Annotated in this window: 18 protein-coding genes; 15 read left to right on the top strand and 3 right to left on the bottom strand. The window is 64.2% G+C overall.

Annotated elements, in window-relative coordinates; all coding sequences use genetic code 11:
• Positions 1–128: 128 nt before the first annotated feature.
• The 3 genes from R8871_RS26190 (at position 129) to R8871_RS26180 (ending at position 2,424) form a co-directional block, all read left to right on the top strand.
• The gene (locus R8871_RS26190) at positions 129–413 is read left to right on the top strand and encodes a DUF4148 domain-containing protein (protein ID WP_175053059.1); all 285 of its coding nucleotides are present in this window, start codon (positions 129–131) and stop codon (positions 411–413) included.
• Between the two features lie 264 nt (positions 414–677).
• Entirely contained in the window at positions 678–1,277 is a 600-nt protein-coding gene (wrbA, locus tag R8871_RS26185; RefSeq protein WP_175053058.1) for an NAD(P)H:quinone oxidoreductase, read from the top strand.
• Between the two features lie 169 nt (positions 1,278–1,446).
• A complete protein-coding gene (locus tag R8871_RS26180; RefSeq protein WP_175053057.1) occupies positions 1,447–2,424 on the top strand; it encodes an alpha/beta hydrolase in 978 nt (325 codons plus the stop codon).
• 45 nt (positions 2,425–2,469) lie between these two features.
• Here R8871_RS26180 and R8871_RS26175 read toward each other — a convergent pair whose 3' ends face one another.
• A complete protein-coding gene (locus R8871_RS26175; protein WP_175053056.1) occupies positions 2,470–3,387 on the bottom strand; it encodes a LysR substrate-binding domain-containing protein in 918 nt (305 codons plus the stop codon).
• 214 nt (positions 3,388–3,601) lie between these two features.
• Here R8871_RS26175 and R8871_RS26170 point away from each other — a divergent pair, with 214 nt between their 5' ends.
• Positions 3,602–4,300: a pirin family protein gene (locus tag R8871_RS26170; protein WP_175053055.1), complete on the top strand. Its 699-nt coding sequence runs from the start codon at positions 3,602–3,604 to the stop codon at positions 4,298–4,300.
• A gap of 48 nt (positions 4,301–4,348) precedes the next feature.
• On the top strand, positions 4,349–4,771 hold the full coding sequence (locus tag R8871_RS26165) for a DoxX family protein (protein WP_175053054.1): 423 nt from the start codon (positions 4,349–4,351) through the stop codon (positions 4,769–4,771).
• A 101-nt stretch (positions 4,772–4,872) separates the two neighbouring features.
• Here the strand turns inward: R8871_RS26165 and R8871_RS26160 are convergent, their stop codons facing one another.
• On the bottom strand, positions 4,873–5,757 hold the full coding sequence (locus tag R8871_RS26160; protein WP_175053053.1) for a LysR family transcriptional regulator: 885 nt from the start codon (positions 5,755–5,757) through the stop codon (positions 4,873–4,875).
• 102 nt (positions 5,758–5,859) lie between these two features.
• On the opposite strand from R8871_RS26160, the gene R8871_RS26155 reads away from it, so the two are divergent.
• The 10 genes from R8871_RS26155 (at position 5,860) to R8871_RS26110 (ending at position 17,870) form a co-directional block, all read left to right on the top strand.
• The gene (locus R8871_RS26155) at positions 5,860–6,729 is read left to right on the top strand and encodes a pirin family protein (protein WP_175053052.1); all 870 of its coding nucleotides are present in this window, start codon (positions 5,860–5,862) and stop codon (positions 6,727–6,729) included.
• Between the two features lie 331 nt (positions 6,730–7,060).
• Positions 7,061–8,782 carry a ubiquinone-dependent pyruvate dehydrogenase gene (gene poxB, locus R8871_RS26150; RefSeq protein ID WP_175053051.1) on the top strand — a complete coding sequence of 574 codons (1,722 nt, stop codon included), beginning with the start codon at positions 7,061–7,063 and terminating at the stop codon, positions 8,780–8,782.
• Between the two features lie 134 nt (positions 8,783–8,916).
• Positions 8,917–9,156 carry a YtcA family lipoprotein gene (locus R8871_RS26145; RefSeq protein WP_200619118.1) on the top strand — a complete coding sequence of 80 codons (240 nt, stop codon included), beginning with the start codon at positions 8,917–8,919 and terminating at the stop codon, positions 9,154–9,156.
• A gap of 21 nt (positions 9,157–9,177) precedes the next feature.
• A complete protein-coding gene (gene mdtN, locus R8871_RS26140; RefSeq protein WP_175053049.1) occupies positions 9,178–10,269 on the top strand; it encodes a multidrug transporter subunit MdtN in 1,092 nt (363 codons plus the stop codon).
• The gene (locus R8871_RS26135; RefSeq protein WP_175053048.1) at positions 10,266–12,482 is read left to right on the top strand and encodes an FUSC family protein; all 2,217 of its coding nucleotides are present in this window, start codon (positions 10,266–10,268) and stop codon (positions 12,480–12,482) included. Before mdtN ends, R8871_RS26135 begins: the two co-directional genes overlap by 4 nt.
• A 6-nt stretch (positions 12,483–12,488) precedes the next feature.
• Positions 12,489–14,162, top strand: a complete 1,674-nt coding sequence (locus R8871_RS26130; RefSeq protein ID WP_246287727.1) for an MdtP family multidrug efflux transporter outer membrane subunit — start codon at positions 12,489–12,491, stop codon at positions 14,160–14,162.
• Between the two features lie 244 nt (positions 14,163–14,406).
• Positions 14,407–14,811, top strand: coding sequence for a MucR family transcriptional regulator (locus R8871_RS26125; RefSeq protein ID WP_246287725.1), 405 nt, complete (start codon positions 14,407–14,409; stop codon positions 14,809–14,811).
• A 114-nt stretch (positions 14,812–14,925) separates the two neighbouring features.
• Positions 14,926–15,516 carry a helix-turn-helix domain-containing protein gene (locus R8871_RS26120; protein ID WP_246287724.1) on the top strand — a complete coding sequence of 197 codons (591 nt, stop codon included), beginning with the start codon at positions 14,926–14,928 and terminating at the stop codon, positions 15,514–15,516.
• Positions 15,517–15,518: 2 nt separating this feature from the next.
• Positions 15,519–15,917, top strand: coding sequence for a DUF3331 domain-containing protein (locus R8871_RS26115; protein WP_175053046.1), 399 nt, complete (start codon positions 15,519–15,521; stop codon positions 15,915–15,917).
• Between the two features lie 192 nt (positions 15,918–16,109).
• Positions 16,110–17,870 (top strand): LuxR C-terminal-related transcriptional regulator, encoded by a 1,761-nt coding sequence (locus tag R8871_RS26110; protein ID WP_175053045.1) that lies wholly within the window; start codon positions 16,110–16,112, stop codon positions 17,868–17,870.
• On the opposite strand, the gene R8871_RS26105 is transcribed toward R8871_RS26110, so the two are convergent.
• Positions 17,867–20,926, bottom strand: a complete 3,060-nt coding sequence (locus R8871_RS26105; protein WP_175053044.1) for an ATP-binding protein — start codon at positions 20,924–20,926, stop codon at positions 17,867–17,869. The two genes, R8871_RS26110 and R8871_RS26105, sit on opposite strands and share 4 nt — an antisense overlap.
• Between the last annotated feature and the right edge of the window lie 151 nt (positions 20,927–21,077).

Raw genomic sequence — 21,077 nt, 5'->3', positions numbered from 1 at the left:
CTGCGTCAGCAACAGAGAGTTAAAAAACTGGTACTTACCCTAACGATTTTTGCCCTTTAGACTGCGTGCAGCCTTGGCAGCGAAGCTGCTCTGTAGCGCAACTAAAACAATCGTTGAGGTAGGTCACCATGAAGTCGTTCACCAGGATGGTTCTTATTGCTGCTCTTATTGCAGCACCCGTGGCATCGTTCGCACAGTCCAGTCAGCCGGTAAGCCGCGAGCAGGTGCGCGCCGAGCTGGCCCAGCTCGAGAAGGCCGGCTACGACCCGCATGACTGGCTTCACTACCCCGAGAACATCCAGGCAGCTGAAGCAAAAGTCGCGGCGCAGAATGCCGCAGCCCAAGCCCCTGTTTCGGGTTACGGTGGTAGTGCTGACGGAACGTCCCGTTCGGGCGCAGCAAGCGGTCTGTAATGTCGATGTAAAAGCGCGATTCTCGAAGATCGCGTAAGTTGCGGCTGAGGCTTTCCACCTACGTAGGTGGGAAGCCTCAGCCGTTTTGCTTTATGGGCGTCTGGCAGCCATCATCCGGATGCGTTGACCAATTTTTGTCGTTCTGCAGAAAGCAACGTTTCATTGCAACCGCGGAGCTATGCGCCTAAGCATTCCGGTCGTAGCCTTCAGGTCGAGTCGTTATTTCCCACAGCGGTACCACGCAGATATAGGAAGGAGATCGAAATGTCGAAAGTTCTGGTTCTATATTATTCCTCGTATGGCCATGTCGAAGCGTTAGCGGATGCCGTTGCCGAAGGTGCGCGTTCCACAGGAGCCATGGTCGACGTCAAGAGGGTGCCGGAGACTGCGCCGGCGGACGTGGCCAAGGCCGCCTACTTCAAGCTCGACCAGCAGGCGCCGGTTGCGACCGTCGCCGAACTCGCCAACTACGACGCTATTGTGGTTGGCACGCCAACCCGATTCGGACGCATGTCGTCGCAGATGGCGTCATTCCTGGATCAGGCCGGCGGCCTGTGGATGAGCGGTGCATTGAATGGCAAGGTCGGCGGTGCGTTCACGTCGACAGCGAGCCAGCACGGCGGCCAGGAAACGACGCTGTTCTCGATCATTACCAATCTGCTGCACTTCGGCATGACGATCGTCGGCCTGCCGTATAGCCACCAGGGGCAGATGACGCTGGACGAAATCGTCGGCGGCGCGCCCTATGGCGCCACGACGATTGCCGGCGGGCAAGGCCAACGTCAGCCGAGCGCAATCGAGCTCGCCGGCGCTCGTCACCAGGGCGAACTGATCGCCAGAACGGCCAACAAGCTGTTTGGCTGAGCGTCAGGCCTGTTCGCACCGTTGGCGCGTGCATGAGACGGCCAGGTGGAAATCCGCCTGGCCGACACGGATCTGGAAAGCGAATGCACCGGGATACGGGATACAGCGGTCGTTCGACATTGGCCGGGAACCGGCGCCATTGACAACCATTTATTCGAAAGAGCTGAGCATGCAACGTTCGACAACTGAAGATGCGTTGAAGCATTTCGTCGTTACCCATCCGCTTGACCCGGAAGACGCGACGATCACCGCCGCCACGCGAACCATGGCGAGCCCCAGGAAAGGAAAACTGAGGGGCATCGAAGCACGCGAGCCTTTCGATGCCATGATGGAACGCGTTTCGCCACGCGATGACGTGAGCTTCGAAGCCGACACGGTTGGCGGCATTACGGGCCTCTGGGTTCATCCTGCGCATGCCCGGTCTGACGAAGCGATCCTCCATCTGCATGCCGGATGGTTCAACCTGGGAAGTGCCAAAGCCTTCCGTCACCTGGTTGGGCACATCGCCGCGAGGGCGGGAGCGAGCGCATTTATCCCGGACTATCGGCTTGCGCCCGAGCACCGTTTCCCTGCGGCTGTCGACGATGTGCTGGCGTCTTACCGCGGCCTGGAGGAAAGGGGAATCCGCCGGATTGCCATCACGGGCGACTCTGCCGGCGGCAATCTCGCCCTGGTACTCGCCGCACGCGTCTCTGCCGACGCGGCTTCCGCAAAGTCGGCGCTTGTTGGCGTGGCCGCACTATCGCCGGTTACCGATCTGACGCTCTTGAGCGAGACGTATGTGACGCGCGCGGATGCCGATCCATATTTCACCCTGCCGCAAGTCGCGGAACTGGTGCATGCCTATCTGGGGAGTGCCGACCCGAAGCTTCCGCTGGCGTCGCCTCTTCACGGGCAGCTTTCCGGCTTGCCGCCCGTTCGCGTTCACGTCGGAGACGACGAAGTCTTGCTCGATGATTCGCGCAGCTATGTCGAGCGTGCGATTGCCGCCGGAACCGATGCCCGGCTCGATGTCTGGATGGGGATGCCGCATGGCTTCGCCGGCAGCATTGGAAGTCTGAAGGCGTCGGCACAGGCGCTGGATGCCATCGGCGAATTTCTCACGGAGAAGCTGCTGGCAGGCGCCGACCCGGATACGGCACGCTGAAACCGCGCAGAAGGGCGGCCTCGTTGCGGGCCACTGCTCGCCGCGCTAGCGCCACCGGTTCTGACCTTCGAATCCTGCCACGAGCGCATCAAGCAAATGACGCACGGCCGGCACCATGCCCCGTCGCGTGGGAAAGATCGCATGCACAAGGCCCGGCGTGCTGGCCAGACCAGGCAGCAGGTGCTGCAGGCGCCCGCCCTGAATATCGGTCTCAACCAGTTCTCTCGGCAGCATGGCCACGCCGACGCCGGATATCGCCGCCATCCGAAGGCTCGCGAGGTCGTCGGTGGCGAGGCGAGGCTGGTGCGCCCATGAGGTCACGCGCCCCTCAGCGTCGACCAGATTCCACACAAATCGCTCGTTGCTGCTCGCCATGGAAAGGGTGGGCCATTCCTTGACCGATTCGATCGAGCCAGGCACCGGATAGCGCGCGGCCAGTTCGGGACTGGCAACCAGAATATGGATCGACAAACCCAGCTGACGGACGGCGAGATCGGTGTTCTCCAACGGCGGCAGCCTGACGCGAATCGCAAAGTCCAGGCCTTCCTCGACGACATCCACGCGGCGGTTGGTTGCATCGAGTAGCACCTGGACATCAGGGTTGTCTTGCACGTATCGCGCGATGATCGTAGAGATGCCGGACTCCAGCAAGGCCACCGGGCAGGCGATGCGGACAGTGCCTTGCGGCTTGGAACGCGTGCGCTCCACGATCTCTTTCGCGGCCTTGGCTTCCGCCACCAGCGCAAGGCAATGCTGGTGGAACTGCCGCCCGGTTTCCGTCAGGGAAAGGCTCCGGCTGGTGCGATTGAGCAGCCGAACGCCAAGCTCTTCTTCCAGTGCGCGAACACGCCGGCTGAGTTTCGACGTCTGCAAACCGAGGCCGCGCGCAGCCGCCGTGTAGCTCCCACGCTCGACCACCTCTGCGAAGAGCCGAAGATCATTGAGGTCAGTGATTGCGTTCATAGACGGCTTCAACTCCTTCTAATCGTTCTACTGGCGGCAATGAAACGTTTCATTGTAGGAGATATGCGTGGGTTCATTGCGAATATAGCATTCATCCCATCAACTGCATCACTTGTATCGGCGCCGAATTCGGTCGGTCGCACAGGTGACAAGCGTCGCATGGGCGGTGGCAGGAAACGGCTGCAAGAAACGATAGCGAGAAACGGAGTCTGAAATGCTTACACACAGGCGTTGGGAATCACTGGACACGGCGAACCGGGATTGGCTGCGCGCGAAATACCATTTCGCGGTGAGCGCCGACGGCAATCCCGATCATGCGGCCCTCGGTCCCCTGATTGTCTGGAACGACGACGAGATCGCGGTCGGCAGCGGTTTCCCCATGCACGGGCATCGTGACATGGAAATCGTTACCTATGTGCGCCAGGGCCTGCTTGGGCATCGCGACACGGTGGGATCCGAAGGAACGATCCACGCAGGCGATGTCCAGGTCATGAGCGCCGGCACGGGCATACGCCACGCCGAGTTCAACAAGGGCGACGTGCCGCTCAAGGTCTACCAGATCTGGCTGCTGCCTCGCAAGGCCGGTGGTGAACCCGCATGGGATACCAAGCCGTTTCCAAGAGGCGACCGGTCGGGGCGCTTTGTGACCCTTGCCAGCGGGTTCGCCGGCGACGAAGGCGCGCTGCCGATTCGCGCCAATGCGCGTGTGTTCGGCGCAATGCTGAAGGCAGGCGAAAGCGTTCGACACGAGTTGAGTCCGGCGCGCCGCGCCTATCTCGTCGTGGCCTCGGGACGCATCGAAGTGAATGGCGAGCCCGTTGGGCCGCTGGATGGCGTGGCGATCACGAAAGTCGCCGCGGCACAGATTTCTGCGCTTGAAGATTCCGAGCTGGTGATGGTGGACGCCGGCTAATTCCCTTTCTCTTAATCCACCTGCTTAAATTTATCTTAGGAGTTAGTCATGGAACGTTTTAAGTTTCTTCCGTTGTTGGGTCGTATTCTGATCGGTGCACCGTTTGTTATGAGCGGGCTGGGCAAACTCGCGGCGTATAGCGCGACGGTTGGCTACATCGCGGCCATGGGTCTGCCCGTGCCGCCACTCGCGTTCATTCTTGCCGTGCTGACTGAGCTGGGCGGCGGCCTGCTGCTGCTGTCGGGCTACCGGGCTCGCACTGTGTCGTTGGGCATGGCGGTTTTCTGTGTGGTCACGGCACTGTTCTTCCACCATAACTTCGCCGACCAGAACCAGATGATTCACTTCCTCAAGAACGTGATGATGGCCGGTGGTCTCCTGCAAATCACCTGGTTCGGCGCCGGCGCATTCAGCCTGGACGCGCTCACCGGCCGCACAGCTTTGCGTGTTGCGCCTGCGAACGCGAGCTAAAAGTCTGATCCGCTGAGACGACCGGCCAACCCGCTGACCGGCTGGCTCGTCTCACCGGTTTCGGCGCTCGCTGCAACGCCAGCGGGGCGCCGCCATATCGCTTACTTCCCCAACTGTGCAATGAAGGCGCGAGCGGCCGGCCCCGGCGGCGCGTCCTTGCGGTAGACAACCTTCATCGGCATCGCTACATCGCGCGGCAGGCCTTCAATGCGAATCGCCACCAGGGTGCCACTGTCGAGATCTTCCTTGACCATGTGCAGGGGCATATGCCCCCAGCCCAGACCGGCCTTCAGAAAAGCATACTTGGCCCCCAGATCCGCGAGCCTCCACGTCGAGGCGGACAGCACGCCGAACTCTCGTCCCTCGGACAACGCGGTTCGGTCGCTGAGTACGAGTTGCACGTGCTTCTTGATGGCGGCCGCGGAAACGACGCCCCGGTTATTTGCGAGCGGATGAGCAGGGCTGACAACCGTCACCAGTTTCAGCTCGCGCAGGGATTCGACCTGTAGTTCATCCGTCACGATCGGCAGCGTGCCGATCACGCCAATGTTGCAGATCCGGTCGACCACCAGCTTCATCACGCCGCCCAGCGCTTCGACGTAGAGCCGCAGCGGCGTGTGCGGATAATCCTTCTGGGATTGAGCTGCCGCGCGCGTCAGACTATCCATGGGATACATCACGTCCATCGCGACGGAGAGTTCGGGCTCCAGACCCTCTCGCATCGCGCGCGCTCGCGCCTTGAAACCATCGATCGTGTCTGCCACGGAACGGGCGTCGAGCAGCAAGCTCTTGCCCGCGTCGGTGAGCTGCGGGTAGCGGGCCGTGCGATCGAACAGCTTCACTTCCAGTTGTGCCTCGAGATTCGCAAGGGTCTGGCTAACCACCGATTGCGCGCGCCGGAGCTTGCGTCCGGCTGCTGAGAAGCTGCCTTCATCGACCGCGGCGATGAAGGTCCGAAGCTGGTCCAGCGTTACGCCGTCAAGCATATCCATCGCTCCAAACGATATCTGAAATCTAAAAATATAGGCTTTTCAGATGGAGTGCAAGCTCTTACCTTACGTGTATCGCGTTTTTCTTAAGGCAGAGCCATGAACACAGACACAGCCGTACTCACCCCGATTCCCGAAACAACGCTGGCCTCGCGCCGGGTCGCATTCCGCACCACTGGCAGTGGGCACGGCGGCATTACGCGTCTGGCCAGTCCCTCCGATATCGGCGAGTTGATCAAGCCTTTTGTGTTCCTCGATCACGCCGTGGTCGTGCCGACCGGCAAGCCGATGTTCGGGATGCACCCGCACTCGGGCCTCGCCACACTCACCACCGTGCTGAGCGGCGGAATTTCCTACGCGGACACGACTGGCAAGAGTGGCGAACTTCACGCCGGCGGCCTCGAATGGATGAAGGCCGGCAACGGTGTCTGGCACGACGGAAACGTATTGCCGGGTGAAGCCGTACGCCTCTTTCAACTCTGGGTCGCGCTGCCGCCCGCGCAGGAGAACTCGCCGGCGGAAAGCCAGTACATCGCGCCGGCCGAGGTTCAGCGGGATGGGCCGGTTCGCGTCATCATCGGCCGCCACGGATCGGCGACGAGCGATATCCGCGCGCCTGAAGGCATCAACTACTTCCATGTTGAACTGAACGCGGGGCAGACGTGGCGCTACGTGCCGCCTGCCGGACACAACGTCTCGTGGCTGGCGATCGACAAGGGGAGGCTCAACGCATCCGAGCCGATCGAGGCAGGGGAGCTCGCCATATTCGAGGAATCCGCCGACGGGGCGCCCATCGAGTTGCATGCCGAACAAGCCACCTCGTTCGTCATCGGCTCCGCGATCAAGCATCCCTATCCGCTGGTGCTCGGCCACTACTCGGTGCATACGAACGCTGATGCTCTTGCACAGGGCGAGGCTGAGATTCGCCGCATCGGTCGCGATCTGGCCGCGCAGCGCCGCGCGCGGTAAGCGCGGATACCGAAGGAACGCGTGCCCGCCGTAGAAGTGGATCCCCGTAGCGGCAGGTAAGCCACGGTATCCCCGGCGGGCACGATTTCCTTTCGAAATCGTTGCGCCGCCGGTTCACGCGATTTCGATACGTCACCGTGCGAATCCTAAAGCACGCCCGGACGAGCCGCGACACCATGGTCGAAGTCAAACCGTGGCCGCCGGCACATGTGCCTGCACGCCCCGTCACCGGGAGAAGGAGGCGCATCGTGAATTACCCCCACGCTCATTCAGTTTCGCTGCCCCCCAAGGGGGCGGCCAGGTCCGTTGCGGCACGTCGGCAGGAGGCATCATGACCACGGCAGCGGACTATCTGGTCGATGCCCTGGCACAGGCCGGCGTAAAGCGCATTTACGGCGTCGTCGGCGACTCGCTGAACGGCATCTCCGATTCGCTCAGGCGCTCCGGCGAGATCGACTGGATTCACGTGCGGCACGAGGAGGGCGCGGCCTTCGCGGCCGGTGCGGAAGCGCATCTCACCGGTCAACTGGCGGTATGTGCCGGCAGTTGCGGACCGGGCAATCTCCACCTGATCAACGGACTATTCGACTGCCACCGCAGCGGTGTGCCTGTGCTCGCGATCGCCGCGCACATTCCCAGCTCGGAAATCGGCATCGACTACTTTCAGGCGACGCATCCGGAAATCCTGTTCAAGGAGTGCAGCCATTACGTGGAACTGGTGTCGCACGTCGACCAGTTGCCGCAGATCCTGACCCGCGCAATGCGCGCCGCGGTCGGGCGGCGCGGCGTGGCGGTTGTCGTGATTCCGGGCAACGTCGCGCTGTCGCGGACTACGGCCAAGGTCGCGCCCTGGCTGGTGCCGTCGGCGCCGCCCGTGCTGCGTCCGGCGGACGAAGAGATCGCGCGCCTCGCCGATGTGTTGCACGCGGCATCGCGTGTGACGCTGATGTGCGGCGCGGGCTGCGCGGGCGCGCACGACGAAGTGGTCGAGCTCGCGAAGCGCCTGAAGGCGCCGATCGTGCACTCGCTGCGCGGCAAGGAGCACATCGAACATGACAACCCCTACGACGTCGGCATGACGGGCATGGTGGGGTTCGCATCGGGCTACGCCGCGATGAAAGCGTGCGACATGCTGCTTCTGCTCGGCACCGATTTTCCCTACCGGCAGTTCTATCCGGAGGACGCCACGATCGCACAGATCGACGTGCGTCCCGAAGCGCTCGGCAACCGCTGTTCGCTCGATCTTGGTCTTGTCGGCACGGTCAAGGACACGCTCGCCGCGTTGCTGCCGATCCTCAAGGAAAAGACCGATTCGTCGCATCTCGACAGCGCACTCACGCATTACAAGCAGGCGCGCAAGGATCTCGACTCGCTCGCGGAGAGCAATCCGTCGAGCACGACGATCCATCCGCAGTATGTGACGCGGCTCGTGAGCCAGCTCGCGGCCGACGACGCGATCTTCACCTGCGACGTCGGCACGCCGATCGCGTGGACGGCGCGCTATCTGAAGCTGAACGGCCGGCGCCGGCTGATCGGTTCGTTCAATCACGGCTCGATGGCGAACGCGATGCTGCATTCGATCGGTGCTCAAGCCACCTATCCTGGCCGCCAGGTGATCTCGATGTCCGGCGACGGCGGCTTCACGATGATGATGGGCGACTTCATCACGCTGGTTCAGGCGAAGCTGCCGGTGAAGGTGATCGTGCTGAACAACGGCACGCTGGGTTTCGTCGAGATCGAAATGCGTGCGTCGGGCTTCGTCGATACCGGCACCGACCTCATCAATCCGAACTTCGCGCGCATGGCCGAAGCGATGGGCGTGAAGGGCATTCGCGTCGAGAAGCCCCAGGAACTCGAAGGCGCGATCGCGGCAGCGCTCGCCCACGACGGACCCGCGCTCGTCGATGTCGTCAGTGCACGGCAGGAACTGATCATGCCGCCGAAGACCACCGTCGATGAAGCCTGGCATTTCGGCCTCTTCATGATGAAGGCGGTGATGGATGGACGCGGCGGCGAGCTGATCGATCTCGCGAAAGTGAACCTGACGCGCTGAAGCCTGGCATCCGGAATGTCCGGTGCGCCAGGATCGCGCGTGCAGTTGAGTCGTAATGCTTCATTGCCTGCCATCAGGGAGAGACGGCGATGTGGAGTGGTGTGCGCCGTAGGCGCCATGGATGGGCGGTTCTGATGTCGTGCGCGACGCTGACGCTGACTGCGTGTAGCGACGCGCCGTCGGTCGGCGTGCTGGGTGCGTATTTTCCGGACTGGCTGTTTTGTATCGTGGGTGGCGTGCTGCTGGTCGTATGCGTGCACGTGCTGCTTTCGCGAAGCGGCCGCGGCGCCTGGCTCACGCCGCCCGCGATCGTCTATCCGGCGTTGACGGTGCTGTTTTCCATCGCGCTCTGGGTAGCAGGCTTCAACCTTTAACTTCTGATCGACCGTGTGACCATGACTGCTGCTCAAAGCACGGACGCAGGAAAGCAGCGTCCGCGAACCTGGCCCGCCATCCTGCTGATTGTGCTGGCCGTGATCGCGATCATCGCCGTGATCTGGCGCGTAGATACCGTGCCGCGCACCGACGACGCCTATGCGTACGCCGATACGATCGGCGTCTCGCCCGAAGTCAGCGGCAAGATCGTGACGCTCGCGGTGCGCAACAACCAGGCGGTGAAGCAGGGCGATCTGCTGTTCGAGATCGACCCGCGGCCGTATCAGTTCGCGTTGCAGCGCGCCCAGGCGGCGCTCGCACAACTCGATGCGCAGATTCCGCTGACGCAACGCACCGTCAACGCGCAAGTCTTTAGCGCCGACGCCGCCAGGTCGGCGGTCGTGCGCGCGCAGACCTCCGCGAAGCAGACGGGAGACACGCTGGCGAGAATGGAGCCGCTGATCGGCAAGGGCTACATTTCCGCCGACGACCTGGACCGCGCGCGCACCGCATACCGCGCCGCGCAGGCCGAGCTCGCGGCCGCGCAGGCACAGGCGCGCCAGGCGGAGGCAGGCGTCAGCAGCGTCGCCGCGCTTGTCGCGCAGCGCGCGGTGCTGACGGCTGAAATCTCGACGGCGCAGCTCAACCTGGAATACGCGAGCGTGCGCGCGCCGTTCGATGGCCGCGTCGTCGAGTTGCGAACGTCGGTCGGGCAATTCGTGTCCGCGCAAAAGCCCGTCTTCACGCTGATCGATACGCGGCATTGGTACGTGATCGCCAATCTCCGTGAGAACGAGCTCGGCAACATCCGGCCCGGCACCCGCGCGACCGTGTACCTGATGAGCAATACGCGCATCCGTTTCAGCGGGTCGGTCGACTCGATCGGCTTCGGCGTCGATCCGCAGGACGGCAGCGGCACCGCGAACGGTCTGCCGAGCATTCAGCGCAGCATCAACTGGGTGCACGTCGCACAGCGCTTTCCAGTGAAGATTCTGGTCGATCATCCCGATCCGGAGATGTTCCGGATTGGTACGTCCGCGGTTGCGGTGCTGCAGCCCGAACGTCGCGACAATCGTGACAATCGTGCGACAGCCAATGGAGCGCCGTCATGAGCGGGCTCGACGGCGTCGGGCGTCATCTCGCCTGGCCGCGCCCGCTCGAACAACTGGCAGGCTTCCTGCGCGCGGAGCTTGGCGGGTTTCCGGGGCGCGCCAACGTGGCCATGCGCAGCGTGCTCAGCTGCGCGATCGTGACTGTCGTGTCGATGACCTTGCAGGTGCCGGAGCTGGCGTTGTCGCTGATCGCGGTGTTCTTCGTCACGCAGTCGAACATCGTGCTGACGCGTCTCGTCGCATTGCTGGCCCTGATCGGCACGACCTGCGCGATCGCCTGCATTATCGGCGTCTACCAGCTGACGTTCGACTACCCGCTGCTGCGCATCATCGTCGCAAGCGCCATCTTTTTTTGCAGCGCGTATCTGATGCGAGCCGTGGCGAAACTGGGGCTGGTGTTCTTTCTCGTTTCGCTGATCGTGATTTACGCGCAGACCTTTGTCGATCAGACCGATAACGCGGAAGCGTTGGTGCGTAACTGTCTGTGGGTGTGGGTGGCGGTCAACTACGCAGTTGTATTGGCGTTAATCATCAACACGCTGTTTTTGCCGGCCGAACCGGAGCAGCAGTTGCGCGCCGCCATGCAACAGCAGCTCGCGTCGGCCCGTGCGCGGCTCGCGGTCATGATCGACGCGAATGCGCCGGCCGTGCGCATCGGCTCGCTCGATCTCGAGCGCGGCGCACTCGCGTTGCAGAAGCTGTTGCGCTTTTCGACCATGCGTCACCACTACAGCGAGGAAGATGCCTCGGCATGGTTGGCCTGCGTGACCGTGGTATCGCGTATCTTCGAAGCTGCGGCGGTGCTGCCTGAGCATGCAGTCGCGCACGACGCGGGGCAGATCGATGCCATCCGCGTGGTGCAGGACGAACTCGTGTCGCTCGATCACGCGATCGGCGACAACCTGCAATGGCGGCATTGGGGCGCATCGCGCGAGGCGCCGGTGTTGACCTCCATACCCGCGCTCGACGCGATGCAACGTGCGCTCAACGTGTTCTCCGAGGCCGCGCGGGGCGCCGTCGCTTCGCCGCCGGATGACGCGGCCGCCGGCAGTGCAGCGGAGCAAAGGGAAAAAGCAGAAAAAGCGGACAAAGCAGAAAAAGCAGAGCAGGCGACGAAAGCGCCAGCGCATTCCGCGCAACCCGAACCGGACGTCTTCGCGAATCCGCGTTACGCGCGCTTCGCGCTGCGTACGCTGTTCTCTGTACTGATCTGCTACGTGTTCTACAACGCGGTGAACTGGCCGGGTATCCACACGATCATGCTGACATGTCTCGTCGTCGCGTTGCCGAGCCTTGGCGCGTCGAGCCGCCAGGGCGTGCTGCGGATCACCGGTGCATTGATCGGCAGTGCAGTGGCGCTGTTCATGGTCGCGTTCGTGATCCCACACCTGGAAAGCGTGACGGGGCTGTTGCTGATGAGCCTGCCCGTGATCGCAATCGGCGCCTGGGTGGCAGCGGGATCCGAGCGGATCAGCTATGCAGGAATCCAGATCATGTTCACGTTTGCACTGGCCTTGCTCGAATCGTTCTCGCCACCGTCGGATCTCACGGAGATCCGCGACCGGATCGTCGGCATCATCCTGGGTGTCGGCGTGGCCACCTTCATCCAGCTGTCGTTGTGGCCGGAACGCGAATCGGATGGCCTGCGTGCGCAACTGACGTCGATATTGCGCAAGATCGCCGCACTGGTGCGTATCGAGGCGACGACGGTACAGCGCGGCCCACGCGCGACGGATTCTGCAGCGGTGGTTGAAGCGTGGGCCATGGTCGCGGATTGCGAAATGGCGCTCGCGCGTGTCGCGCTCGAACCCGACTGGCGTGAGGGAGAAACAACACGTATTACCTTGCTGTCGCAGACAGTGCTCGCGCAGAGCCGGGCGATGCTTGTCGCGCTCGCAGCGTTTCACCATGAAGCGATGATCAATGCGTCGGCAGGCGCACAGATGGAGCGCGCAGCGAAGTTCCAGTCGGATGTCGCGGATGCGCTGGAGCGATACGCGTCGCAGCTCGCGGCTGAGCGACCGGCCGCTATGACGCCGGCACGGCTCGACCCGAGTGGATTGCGCACCGCGCTGCCGCCTGCCGGAGCAGCGGAGACGTCAGGCGGGCAAACGCTGGAGCGGCTCGCGCAACGGATCGATGCGGCACTCGCAGGGTTGCCACGCTGGTTGCCTGACGAGCGTGCGTCCGGCGAATTCGCGAGTGCGGGGTGATCGGCGATGACGCACTTCGCTTACATCCTGCGCCGCGTGCTGCGCTTACCGAGCTTATCGAGCCTGTGCCGCCTTGCGCGCATGCCGATCACGCGACTGGCCATTCGATTGGGCATGCAACCCGGCTCTCGACTCGCCATTCGTCTAGGCACGCAACCTGGCACGCAACCCACCACACGCTTGGGCGTACGTCCAGCCACACGACTACTCGATTTCCGGCTCGCGTCGCTCGCACTGCCGTTGCTCACCTTGTGCGTCACCTCGTGCGCGATCATTCACCACGATAGTCCGCCGGCCGCGATGATCGCGCCGCAGCAGATCCGTCTCGCCGACGACATCCATCTGGCCAACGAAGGCTGGCCATCGGCGCGTTGGTGGGAGCAGTATCACGATCCGCAGCTCAATACACTCGTCGACCTGGCGCTCGCCCACGCGCCTTCGCTCGCCATTGCGCGCGAGCATGTCGCGCAAGCCCACGCACAGGTCGAGCTGATCCAGGCGGCAGCTGGTCTGCAGATGTCCGCGTTGGCGGAAGCCGATCGTGAGCATGTCTCGGACCACGGGTTCCTCAGTGCGTACGCGTCGCACGATCCGGCGATCGGAGCCTATGGGCCGTGGTATTGGACGGGCCTGATAGGCGTCGACGCGCACTACGACATCGACATCTGGGGCAAGCAGCGCGACCTCGTGCGTGCGGCGATCGGCGAGCAGAACGCGCGGCGCGCGGAGGCGGCGCAGGCCGAGCTCGAACTCTCGGCAGGCGTCGCGCAGCTCTACTACAGCATCCAGATCACGTACACGAGCATTGATCTGTTGCGGCAGCTTCGCGAAGTGCGTGCCTTCGAACTCGACACGCGTTCAGCGCGGCACGGGCGCGGCCTCGAAGCGCTGACCCAGACCGCGCAGGCACGCTCGCAGGTGCTCGCGATCGACCAGCAGATCGCCTCGAGCGAGGAGCAGATCGTCCACGCACGCGAAGCGCTGCGCGCGCTGGCGGGCGTCGGTTCCGACGATCTGCCGGCAATCGCGCCGGTGCCCTTGCCGGCGCCATCGGGTTCGCTGCCGTCCACGCTGTCGTATGAGCTGCTCGCGCGGCGTCCGGATCTGCAGGCAATGCGCTGGCTGGTACAGGCTTCGTTCGACAAGATCGATGCGTCGAAGGCCGCGTTCTACCCGAGCTTCGACATCACCGCGTTCTTCGGTTTCAACGCGCTGCGAATGCGCGACCTGTTCCTGCATTCGAGCCAGCAGATCAACCTCATTCCCGGCCTCACGCTGCCGATCTTCGACGGCGGTCGCCTGAACGCGAACCTGCACGGCGCGCGCTCGGCCAGCAACACGCTGATCGAGCAATACGACCAGGCCGTGCTCGACGCGGTGCGCGACGTCGCGCAGGGCGGCAGCGCGATCGACGACCTCGATCATCGAGCGCACCTGCAGCGTGACCGGATCGACGCGTTGCGCTTCGCGAGCGACAGTGCCGAGGCGAGCTACCAGATCGGCCTCGGCGACAGGATGAGCGCGATGCAGGCGAAGGCGCCGGTCATCGCCGGGCGCCTCGAACTCGTGCAACTGACCGGCGACGAGATCGAGGCGGGCATCGTGCTGACTCGCGCGCTGGGTGGCGGCTATCGCAGCGACGACCTGCCGGGGGCGTCGGCCAGCACGAACAAGCCCTAGGCGGCGAGCACGCCGGCTTCTTTAATGCTGGCGGTTGCCCGCGCGAGCGTGTCGACCCGCCGTCGGGGGATGACTCGCTGTGCTTGCTGATGCAAACGCCGATGCAAACGCCAACGCTAACGCGACCGATGACCCGTCTGCCATGGAGCCAGGTCATGAAGAATCATGATGCTTCGGAAATCCGCACGCCACTTCGGGCCACGCCGCTGTTCCACCCGGAGCAATTGATCCGTCGAGGCGGATCGTGACGCAGGACATCAATCTGATTGAGCTCACCGCCGAAATCGTGGCGAGCTTCGTGTCGTGCAATCCGTTGCCTGCGGCCGATCTGCCGGAATTCATCTGGAGCACCTACGCGGCGCTGGCCGCATTGCACACGACGTCGGTACCGGCCGCGCGGCAGCGGGCGGCGGTGCCGATCGAGGAATCGGTGCGCGACGATTATCTCGTCTGTCTCGAAGACGGACGCAAGCTGAAGTCGCTCAAACGCTACCTGCAGCGCCACTTCGCGATGACCCCCGACGAATACCGCGCGAAGTGGGGCTTGCCCGCCGACTACCCGATGGTCGCGCCGGCCTATTCCGCGCTGCGCTCGTCGATTGCGAAGCGCCATCCCGCGGGCGCCATCAAGCCGCGTCGCGGCGCCTAAGATCGTACGAGCGAGGGATGGCGCTCCCGTCGTCCTCACCCAATGAGGGGATGTCGCGCCGCCGCCAGACTGCGCAAGATAGAGGCCGTCGACTTACGCCCCGCGGAGGCGCACATGTTCAGGCAGACACCGAATGCAGCGCGCGGCAACGAGGCAGCAGATTTCTCCGCCGACGGCGGGACCACGCTCGAGGAGGCCGAACCGGTTGCCGACGCGTCCCATCGGCTCCACTCAGGTAACGTCTGCGACGCGATCGTCGCGCGTTTCGTCGCACAGGCTGCGGAGCAAGCGCGGCCGTCTACACGGCGCGCGGCATCGCTGCCGCAGTGGCGTCTGCGGCGCGCGCTCGACTTCATCGAAGCGAATCTCGCGCAGCCGATCGGACTTGCCGATGTCGCCGCCAGCACCGGACTCACCCGCATGCATTTCGCCGCGCAGTTCCGCTCGACGACCGGCTATTCGCCGCATGCGTATCTGTTGCGGCGCAGGATCGAGCATGCGCAGATGCTGCTGCGCTCGTCGGCGCTTAGCGTGCTCGACGTCGCGCTCAGTTGTGGCTTCGGATCGCATGCGCACTTTACGACCGTGTTCGGGCGGATCGTCGGCGAGCCGCCCAACAGCTGGCGAACCCGCATGCGCGACGAGGAGTCGATCGTGGAGCGTGCAGCGGCTATCGACCGGCGCCGTGACGACAGGGGAGCTTGATCATGCAGACCGACCTGGTGGATGATGCATGCTGGTGCGCCGCGTTGCGCCTGCTCGACGGAGGCTCCTGGGCGTGGGCCGCGAGCCGGCTGGCGCCGCGCGTCGAAGCAGCAAAGGTGCGGGGTGCGCCAACCGACGCGTGCCGCGAATGCGTGGTGCGCGTGCTCGATCGCGTTTCGACGAAGGTGGTGGTCGTGTACTGGTGCGATGCAACGTCCTGCCGCTACGGCGACCAGTTGTGGCGGGTGGGCGTCTCGAGGCGACGTGGCCGCTGCGCGTTGTCGGGTGCGCTGATCAAGGCTGGCGACGTGGTCTATCGTCCTCGACAGGGGCGGCCGAGGCCCGTCAACGCGGCCGCAATGATGCTGGCCTCCGAGGTTGAACGCGTGTCACCCGGTTGAGCGTCCGGCGCATTACAAAACGCGGTATTGATCGCTTTCGTTTCGGTTGCAGTCCTGGCAATACCGGACAACAACCCATCCTTTACCAAAAAAGAACCGAATCATCACGCTTTTCCGGACGGTCATCTCTAGTCTGGGCGGTACTGCTTTCGTCCAGCGATTGTGACGATCAGGTGTCCGACGGAGCGAGGAATGAACGAGGCATTTGTCTGCGATATTCATCAGGAAGCGGGGCATCTTCAACCCCGCGCGGCGCCGCCGCGAGGGCAGTCCGACGCCCTCGTGACACGGGCGCTTCATGTCGTGCCGCCCGCGCCGGTGTTTGTCGACGACGTTCAACCATTGACGCGCGTCGGCCGGGAACGGCCTGCGGCAAGTGTAGCGCGCATCCATCCGGATCTTGCGCGTGCGTGGCAGATGGTGATCCGCGGGGAGGCCGCCGAAGCGCTGCTGAGCGCGCAGCGGATTGAAGGGCAGGTCGGCCCGCTAACGGACGCGGTTGCGGTGCGCTGCGAGATATCGGCTGTGCGGGCCGCGGCGCTCCTGCTGCAGGACGATGCGGGAGCCGCATTGGCTGCTGCGCTTTCCGCCCTGCGGCTCGGCACCACAACGCCCACCGCGCACGTCGCGCTGACGGTGTGCCGCTGCGCTTACCTGCGTCTCGGCGACGCCGAGAGTTTCTACGCGGTGGAACGCCGCGCCCCGGACGGGCAGCCGGGCCGGCTGCGCGCGATCACCGCGATGCTCGACCTGGCGCTCGATGCCGCGGTCGAATTCGCCCAGATGCATTTCAATGCCGCGCGCCTGCTGGCCGACGACGCGCTCGATGTCGCGCGCCGTTTCGGGGCCGGCCCGGCGACAATCGACGCGCTGCCCGCCTGCGTGATGGCGCAGGTGCTGTACGAGGAGGGCCGTGTCGACGAGAGCGAGGCGCTGGTCGCGGCGCGGTTGCCTGGAATCCGGCAAGGCGGTGCGATAGAAGGCGCGGTGCGCGCTTACGGACTGCTTGCTCGCATCGCCGCGAACCGGCGGCAACCGGGACAAGCGCTTCTGCTGCTGGCCGAAGCGGACGCGCTTGGGATCAAGCGCAACTGGCCAAGGCTGCGTGCTGCCAGCCTCGCGCAGCAGGTCGAGATCCACGTGGCCGCGGATCGCTTCGACGAGGCGACGCTCTGCGCACAACGGCTCGCCGTGCTGGCCGGGCAATGTGGCGCGGCGAGCAGCAGCGCGCGCTTCGAGATCGCGCGCTACCACGTGCTTGCAGAGGCGCGGCTTGCGCTCGCACGGACGCATTCACCAACCTGCGCGCCCGCGTTCCCTCAGGCACCTATCCAGATATCGGCCGCAGTCGATCTCGCAGCGCTGCGTCAACTCCATTGCGATACCGTTCTGAGGCGGGACCGATACGGCGCGGTGACGATTGCGCTGTTGCTGATCGAAGCGTTGCTGGTCGCCGGTCTGCGAGACGACGCGCTCGAGGCGCTCGTCACGCTGCTGAAGCAGGCGGCTTCGGCGGGACTGCAGCAGACGCTCGTCGACTGCAGCGAGCGCGTGGCAAAGCTGATCGACGGGATGGTGCGCGGGTCGATCGTGCCCGCCAGCGATGTCCGTGAACTGCTTCCCTACGCAGGCGCCTTGATGTCGCGTCGCCGTCGTAGCGCGGCCCATGCGCAACCGGCGTGCGACACGGTGCGGGATACGGTGCGGGACATCGCGCGGTCCGTGGCCGCGATGGGTCTGAGCGAACGTGAACGGGTAATCATCGGACTGATGGGGCGTGGGCTGACCAACAAGCAGATCGCGATCCGGCTGTGCATCGCGCCCGAAACAGTGAAGTCGCACGCCAAGCATCTGTACTCGAAGCTCTCGGTGAGGAACCGGATCGAAGCGGTGACGCTGGCGAGCCGTCTCGGTCTCGTCCGGCTATCCGGATGCGGGCATGCCGGTGATTAACCGGCTTCGAACGTTTCACGCAGACGATGACCCGACGGCAGCCTCGCGGCGAGCGCGTCTTTCATCGTCTTGCTGAGCGCCGCGTGGTAGTCGGCCGTTTGCATGTCGCCGGCCAACTCGCAGGCGCGGGCCGCCGTGCGATGGATGCGCCAGTCCGCGAGCGGTGTCTGGTAACCCCGCGTCGCGTCGAGCGCATGCTGCACGCAGCGCAACGCATGAGTTGCATCATCCTGTTCGCACGCGACCCGCGCGCGCATCTCCCATGCGAAACCCTGCCACGTGCGTTCTTCAATCGAGGTCGCCAGTTTGACGAGACGGTCGGCATGCGTGATCGCTGCGTCGAGATCGCGCTCCTCGAGGGCGACGCCCGCGAGCCCCCATTCGAGCGGCAAACGCCAGTACCAGTCGAAGATCACCGGCTGCGAGTCCATCCGTTGCCTCACCTGCGTGAGCGCGTCACGGGCGGCGCGCGTGTCACCAAGACCGAGTTGTGCGAGTCCGGTCAGCAACAGGCAGAGCCGGTATTCGGCTGGCAGGATGGATTTGCCGCTGCCTGGCTCAGGCGACTTGCCGGCCAGCACCTGTGTGCACGCCAGCAGCATCGCGTCGAAATCCATCGCGTGGAACTGCACCCAGCAGCGATAGAGCGTGAGCGTGTCCGCGCCGTACGGGTTGCCGTTGTGCGCGAACATGGTGATCGCCTTGTCGAACTCGCGCTGCGCGCGGTCGAATTCGCCGAGATAAAGCTGCGTCCATGGCACGCCCAGATGCACCATCCAGGTCGCGCGCGCCATGTTGAACTCGGGGCGGTTTTCATCGTTCTCGACGAGGAAACGGTAGTTCGCGACGATCGTGTCCTGGGCTTTCTGGTAGTGCGACGACACGAGGCAGACCATGGCGTATTCGCACAGCGACCAGGCGGTCGTGTAGGGATCGTCGCCGGCGCGCAGGGGGACGAGCGCGGCCTCGCACTTCGCGATGTCTTCGGCGCACCAGCCGCGCACCCACATTCGCCACACATAGCAACTGATGCGGGTGCGGGCTTGCTGTTGCGGGTTGGTCTGCCGGTCGCTGAGCGCGAGCGCTTCGTCGATGATCTGGTTGCAGCGCAACTGGTCGCGCCAGCTATACGTGTACGCGAGGCTCATCAGCGCCCGGCTTTGAATGTCGATCAGACCGTGCTGCGCGGCATGCTCCGCGAGCTGCTCGCAGGTTTCCCGCGCGCGGGAATCGTGGGCCGCCGCGAAGATCGAAGCACGGCCTTCGAGGAATTCCGTTTCCGCCGCGGCGCGGGCTTCACCAGGCAGGTTGGCCGCGAACATCAGCGCGCGGTCGAGAACCGCGAGCGCGTCGTTGTAGGCGAGACGTTTCTTCGCCGTCTGGATCGCCATGCGCAGATAGCCGAGCGCACGTTCCCAACGTTTCGCGGCGGCGAAGTGCTGGGCGAGTTCGGCGGCAACCCCGCCGCGCTCCTCGGGTGCGAACAGCGCCTCGAGCGCTTCGGCTACGTGCAGATGAGAGCGGATGGTGCGCAGCGGTCCTTGCCGTTCGTAGAAGGTCTGCCGGTACATCGTATGGCGGAACGCATAGGTGCTGGCGGCGAACCCGTCCTCGAGCGCAGACAACGGTTCGCGCCGGATGAAGCTTTCCTGGCGGCAGAGCGCCTCGCAGATATCTTCGAACAGCTCCTGGCTCAAACCGGCAGCCGGCGCCGCGGTGATGACGCTAAACGCGAGGCCGGCGACGCTCGCGCCTTCGAGCGCGCGTTGCTGGTCGTAGTTCAGCCGCTGGATGCGATGCTCGATGACCTGGTTCAGCGTGAGCGGCACTTCCAGCCGCACTTCCGAGGGCGACAGATGCAGCTTCCAGCCCTCGGGCGTCGATTGCGCGATGCCCTGTTCGACCAGGTGATCGAGCGTCGCGACCATGAACAGCGGGTTGCCGCCGGAGCGCTCGCGCACCAGCTGGGCAAAGCCGTTCGCGCTGTCGGGCCGGATATCGCGCGGGCCGCCCGTCAGATACTCGGCGATGGCGCTTTCGGTCAGCGGTTCCAGCACGATGTCGTGACACAGCTTCTGCAAGCCCAGATCGCGGTTCAGCCGGCACAAGGGGTGTTGCGCGAGTTCGGCGTCTTCGGGGCGGTACGTTGCGATCACCATCAGACGTGCGCCGCTGCGATGGCGGGCAAGCGCGGACAACATGTCGACCGTCGAATAGTCGGACCAGTGCAGGTCTTCGAACACCAGCGCGAGCGGCCGCTCCAGCGAGAGCGCTTCGAGGAATTCGCAGATCTCTCTCAGCATGCGCCCGCTTGCCGCGCCGATCACCTGATGCTGCAGTTCGGCGCGGTATTGCTGCGGCACCGATCCCAACATCTGGAGCGCCCAGGTCGGCGCGATCGATACGAGCGTGCGGGTGATCATCGGGCCGGCTTCGCCGCGGGTCAGTTGGGTCAGTGCGTCGAGCACCGGATAGTAAGGCTCGATGCCGCCGTAGCCTTCGACGCAGCGCCCGAGCGACGTCAGCACCGTGGCATCGCCATCGAGCGAGTCCAGGAAGCGATTGACCAGTGTCGTCTTGCCGATGCCCGGTTCGCCCGCCACGAACACGATGCGCGATGCGCCGTTGCGTGCCTCGTCGAACAGCGTCTTCAAACGGTTCAGTTGCTGCTTGCGGCCGACAAATCCGCCATGACTGCGCTGCTCCGCATCGCGCGGGCCGTTGCTGGAACTGGAACTGGCGGAGAGCGGTGCAATGAAGCAATAGCCGCGGCCGCGATGGGTTTCGATAAAGCTGGGACTTGCGGGATCGTCGCCGAGCGCCGTGCGGATGGTCAGCATGTGAGCCTTCAGCACTTCGGGCTGGACATGCACGTTCTGCCAGAGCGCATCGAGGAATTCCTCGTGCGTGATGAGCCGGCCGGCGTGATCGATCAGGTATTGCAGCATGTCGTAGGCGCGCGGCGCCAACGTGAGCCTGCGGTTCTTGCCGTCAGGCGCACATTGCCAGACGCATCGATTCACTCGATCCAGCCGAAAGGGTGGGAAATCGATCACGTAGGTTCTCCGACGAAGCCGCAACCCGGCTTGGTTGCCGCGATTTTATACTGCGCCTGTCGGTCATGCTGAGTGGAGCATTCCATTACACAATCAGGACCGGAAAATCACCCTTCCGGATTTCGAACACCTTACCCTGACGGGAAGCGTG

Origin of the sequence: Paraburkholderia sediminicola (assembly GCF_902859805.1) — a bacterium.
Taxonomy (GTDB): Bacteria; Pseudomonadota; Gammaproteobacteria; order Burkholderiales; family Burkholderiaceae; genus Paraburkholderia; species Paraburkholderia sediminicola.
The sequence above is the reverse complement of the archived record's forward strand: the minus strand, read 5'-3'. Positions and strand labels throughout refer to the sequence as shown.

Excerpts from the sequence above, each read along its gene's own strand:
- R8871_RS26145 (WP_200619118.1), top strand. The coding sequence starts at position 8,917 with ATGTCGTGCGCGACGCTGACGCTGACTGCGTGTAGCGACGCGCCGTCG.
- R8871_RS26115 (WP_175053046.1), top strand. The coding sequence starts at position 15,519 with ATGCAGACCGACCTGGTGGATGATGCATGCTGGTGCGCCGCGTTGCGC.
- R8871_RS26130 (WP_246287727.1), top strand. The coding sequence starts at position 12,489 with ATGACGCACTTCGCTTACATCCTGCGCCGCGTGCTGCGCTTACCGAGC.
- R8871_RS26155 (WP_175053052.1), top strand. The coding sequence starts at position 5,860 with ATGAACACAGACACAGCCGTACTCACCCCGATTCCCGAAACAACGCTG.
- R8871_RS26160 (WP_175053053.1), bottom strand. The coding sequence starts at position 5,757 with ATGCTTGACGGCGTAACGCTGGACCAGCTTCGGACCTTCATCGCCGCG.
- R8871_RS26135 (WP_175053048.1), top strand. The coding sequence starts at position 10,266 with ATGAGCGGGCTCGACGGCGTCGGGCGTCATCTCGCCTGGCCGCGCCCG.
- R8871_RS26175 (WP_175053056.1), bottom strand. The coding sequence starts at position 3,387 with ATGAACGCAATCACTGACCTCAATGATCTTCGGCTCTTCGCAGAGGTG.
- R8871_RS26180 (WP_175053057.1), top strand. The coding sequence starts at position 1,447 with ATGCAACGTTCGACAACTGAAGATGCGTTGAAGCATTTCGTCGTTACC.
- R8871_RS26110 (WP_175053045.1), top strand. The coding sequence starts at position 16,110 with ATGAACGAGGCATTTGTCTGCGATATTCATCAGGAAGCGGGGCATCTT.
- poxB (WP_175053051.1), top strand. The coding sequence starts at position 7,061 with ATGACCACGGCAGCGGACTATCTGGTCGATGCCCTGGCACAGGCCGGC.
- wrbA (WP_175053058.1), top strand. The coding sequence starts at position 678 with ATGTCGAAAGTTCTGGTTCTATATTATTCCTCGTATGGCCATGTCGAA.
- R8871_RS26190 (WP_175053059.1), top strand. The coding sequence starts at position 129 with ATGAAGTCGTTCACCAGGATGGTTCTTATTGCTGCTCTTATTGCAGCA.
- R8871_RS26120 (WP_246287724.1), top strand. The coding sequence starts at position 14,926 with ATGTTCAGGCAGACACCGAATGCAGCGCGCGGCAACGAGGCAGCAGAT.
- R8871_RS26165 (WP_175053054.1), top strand. The coding sequence starts at position 4,349 with ATGGAACGTTTTAAGTTTCTTCCGTTGTTGGGTCGTATTCTGATCGGT.
- mdtN (WP_175053049.1), top strand. The coding sequence starts at position 9,178 with ATGACTGCTGCTCAAAGCACGGACGCAGGAAAGCAGCGTCCGCGAACC.
- R8871_RS26170 (WP_175053055.1), top strand. The coding sequence starts at position 3,602 with ATGCTTACACACAGGCGTTGGGAATCACTGGACACGGCGAACCGGGAT.